Raw genomic sequence first — 3401 nt, forward strand, 5'->3', positions numbered from 1 at the left:
GGAAAGCCACATACAAGGCGAAGGGGTAAACATTAATATCACGGCTTGCAATAGATACATTGTCAGAACAAAGTTGGGTCTGAATTAACAATGACAACCGCCTTGCAAGCCATAGCATTTAAAACACAAACCCACCCCAAACATCAGTTTGAAAACCTATATGGACTACTGAATTCAGACTTGTTGTATCAAAGTTGGGGTCAACTAAACAAACAATCGAAGCCTGGAATAGACGGTGTCACAACCGATATATACCAACAAAGATTGCCAGAAAATATCCAAACACTGCACCACCAACTCAAAAGCAAAAGCTATCGAGCCAGTGCAGTAAAACGTGTTGAAATCCCCAAAGCCAACGGCAAAACCCGAAACCTTGGCATGCCAATCGTTGACGACAAACTAGTACAGCAGAGCGTGAGCCAAATACTGCAAAGTATCTGGGAAAGCGAATTTCTGCCATATAACTACGGATATCGCCCCAACAAAAGTGCACACCAAGCCATTCACAGTTTAACGCTGAATCTGCAATTTAGAGGATACGGCTATATAGTTGAAGCCGACATAAAAGGCTTCTTCGACAACATGAGTCATCACTGGCTAATGAAAATGCTGAGCCTTAAAATTAAAGACAAAGCCTTGCTCAACTTAATCAACCAATGGTTAAAAGCCAAAGTGCAACTGCCAAACGGGCAAAAGATAAAACCAACGAGTGGCTCACCACAAGGTGGCATAATTAGCCCAATACTGGCCAATATCTACCTGCACTATGCGCTAGACCTCTGGTTTGAAAAGCAAGTCAAACCGCGAATGAAGGGTAGAGCCATGTTGATAAGGTATGCTGATGATTTTGTCACCGCATTTCAATATCAACAAGATGCACAACTGTTTTATCGAATACTGGGTAATAGATTAAGAAAATTTAATTTAGAACTGGCAAAAGATAAAACGCACCTTATAAGATTCAGCCGCTTTCATCCAAGCGGACACCCAAGCAGAAGAATTAATTTCCTAGGGTTTGAATGTTACTGGGGTAAAGACCATCAAGGCGAGCCAAGATTAAAACGAGTCACGAGTCGGAAAAAGCATAAACTTATGCTGAGCACACTTTACCAATGGATAAAGAAACATCGCTCCAAACGACTAAATATAACCATGCCGACACTCAAGCGAAAACTGGTGGGCATTCAAAATTACTTTGGGCTTCCAGACAATAGTAAAAGTATTAGCAGGATATATAACTTTGTGCTGCACACCTTATACAAATGGTTAAACAGACGCAGTCAAAGGCACAGTTTTAACTGGCGGGGTTTTAAAGATATGTTAGGATATTTTCAAATAAAGCCACTACGGGTCAGCAAACGGCTGATTGCAGTAGATTGGTATTAGGGTGCTTTGTGTTTTACACGGGCAATGATATTAATGAAGAGCCGGATGCGGTAATTCCGCACGTCCGGATCTGTATGGGGGCGGCTCAGTAATGGGTCGTTCTACCATGACTGTTTTATCAGCGGGAAGTTTTCTTTTTCAATGTAAGTAAGAAACTTCCTCCTCGGAGTTAACATTTACAGCCATTAGAACGGAGTTGACATTAGTGTCGTCTATACGTGTTTTAGAAACTATAAATCCTGCCAAAATTCTATTGCTTGGCTACGCGAGTTACGTTGTTTTGGGGTGGATTCTTTTAAGTCTTCCCATAAGCCAAAATTTATCTATTAGTAACATAGACAATTTGTTTACTGCTGCTTCGGCAGTATCCACTACAGGACTAGTCACGGTAGATACTGGCTTAAGTTACAGTTTTTTTGGAGAGCTGGTTATTTTGCTGCTTATTCAGATTGGTGGCATTGGATACATGACTTTTGGTTCATTTGTTATTCTTTCTACACGTCATAAAATGTCATCTTTTCGCACAAGATTAACCAAAAGTGCTTTCGCGTTGCCTAGTGATTTTGAAATCGGTCGATTTATCAAAATGGTAGTAGTATTTACTCTCGTTTGCGAATCAATAGGTGCAGTCGGGCTTTATTTGATTTTTCTTAGTCATGGCATTGATAACGCCATTTGGAGTGCAATTTTTCATAGTGTATCCGCTTTTTGTACAGCAGGTTTCAGCTTAAATAGTAATAGCCTAATTGACTTTGATGCTAATCCAATGCTGAATTTCGTAATTGCGGCTTTGGCATATACTGGTGCTATTGGTTTTATCGTAGCCACTGATATGTGGCAGCGCTTGACGGGTAAGCAGCTGTTTTTGCATTTCACCACAAAAATCATCTTAGAGGTGACAATATGGTTCGCCTTGGTAGGCACCATATTATTTTTTATTATTGAGCCTTCTATTCAGCAGATGCCACCTTGGCAGCGTCTAATGGCTTCTTTTTTTCAAGTCATGTCAGCCAGTACCACAGTTGGTTTTAATACCATTGATATTGGTGGAATTTCTGCTTCGATTATCATGATCATGTATGTTTTTATGATTTTTGGAGCGTCACCCTCTGGCACGGGAGGTGGTTTAAAATCGACCACTTTGGCAGCATTGTTAGGGCTAATCAAAAGTACGCTAAAGCGGCGAGAGACTGTCCGTATTCATAAGCGTGCACTGTCGTCCGAGCGTTTGCAAATTGCTACCGCAAGTTTTGCGTTCTATATGGTAGTACTCACAGGTGCAATGATACTTCTGTTGGCTTTGGAAAGCTCAACATTTGAGATAATTCTCTTTGAAGCCATATCTGCTCTTGGCACAGTAGGTTTAAGCATGGGACTTACCGGAGATTTAACAGTTCTCGGTAAGTTAATCATTATTTTGCTTATGTTGATTGGAAGAGTTGGAATTCTCACCTTTGGTATCGCTATGGCGATGCATGATGAAAGTCGGGAAGAAGAAAATGACGATGATCTTGTGGTTTAAATCATCGCCTCCTAGATTTTTTATGTTCAAAACTTGTGCGGTTTGAATGAAAAGCCTGCAATGTAAGACCTTAAAGCCAAAGGTGCGTAAGCATTTTGGGAGTATTGAGTTAAGTGGATCTAAACATAATCGGGTAGCCGAGGGTATCTAACCCTCAGCCCCCACAACACCCTGCATGCGGATCCGCACAGGGCGTTTCATCTAACAAGTTATCCATTCGGATAAGGCACTTTGATCCATCCGTCTCTGAGTGAATACAAACCTTCTGATTTCAGATAATTTAAGTTTAACGCCTGTTGAATACCCGGTGTTTTTGAGCTACGCCAAGGGCCTTTGCTTGTGATCCCACAAGCAACGGCGGCTTGCACATGCACACCTCGTTTCATCAGGTTTCTAACTTTGGTTCTGGGTTTTCGCCATTGCCGCCAGTAACACATTCTGGCTCTGCGCCGTATCCAATGGTCTAGGTCAACGCACTGCTGGTATGCATTTG

The 3401-nt window shown here is 41.5% G+C and carries 2 protein-coding genes and 1 pseudogene; 2 read left to right on the top strand and 1 reads right to left on the bottom strand.

Features of this window, described 5'->3' with window-relative positions; genetic code table 11:
• The first annotated feature begins 90 nt into the window (after positions 1–90).
• Positions 91–1386, top strand: coding sequence for a group II intron reverse transcriptase/maturase (ltrA, locus tag DS2_RS19120; RefSeq protein WP_051480030.1), 1296 nt, complete (start codon positions 91–93; stop codon positions 1384–1386).
• Positions 1387–1591: 205 nt separating this feature from the next.
• On the top strand, positions 1592–2908 hold the full coding sequence (locus DS2_RS19125) for a TrkH family potassium uptake protein (protein WP_035016689.1): 1317 nt from the start codon (positions 1592–1594) through the stop codon (positions 2906–2908).
• A gap of 209 nt (positions 2909–3117) precedes the next feature.
• Here the strand turns inward: DS2_RS19125 and DS2_RS20370 are convergent.
• A pseudogene (locus DS2_RS20370) lies at positions 3118–3401 on the bottom strand (group II intron reverse transcriptase/maturase); the annotation flags it as partial.

Source organism: Catenovulum agarivorans DS-2 (genome assembly GCF_000568405.1).
Taxonomy (GTDB): Bacteria; Pseudomonadota; Gammaproteobacteria; order Enterobacterales; family Alteromonadaceae; genus Catenovulum; species Catenovulum agarivorans_A.

Coding starts and splice junctions, on each gene's coding strand:
- ltrA (WP_051480030.1), top strand. CDS start 91: ATGACAACCGCCTTGCAAGCCATAGCATTTAAAACACAAACCCACCCC.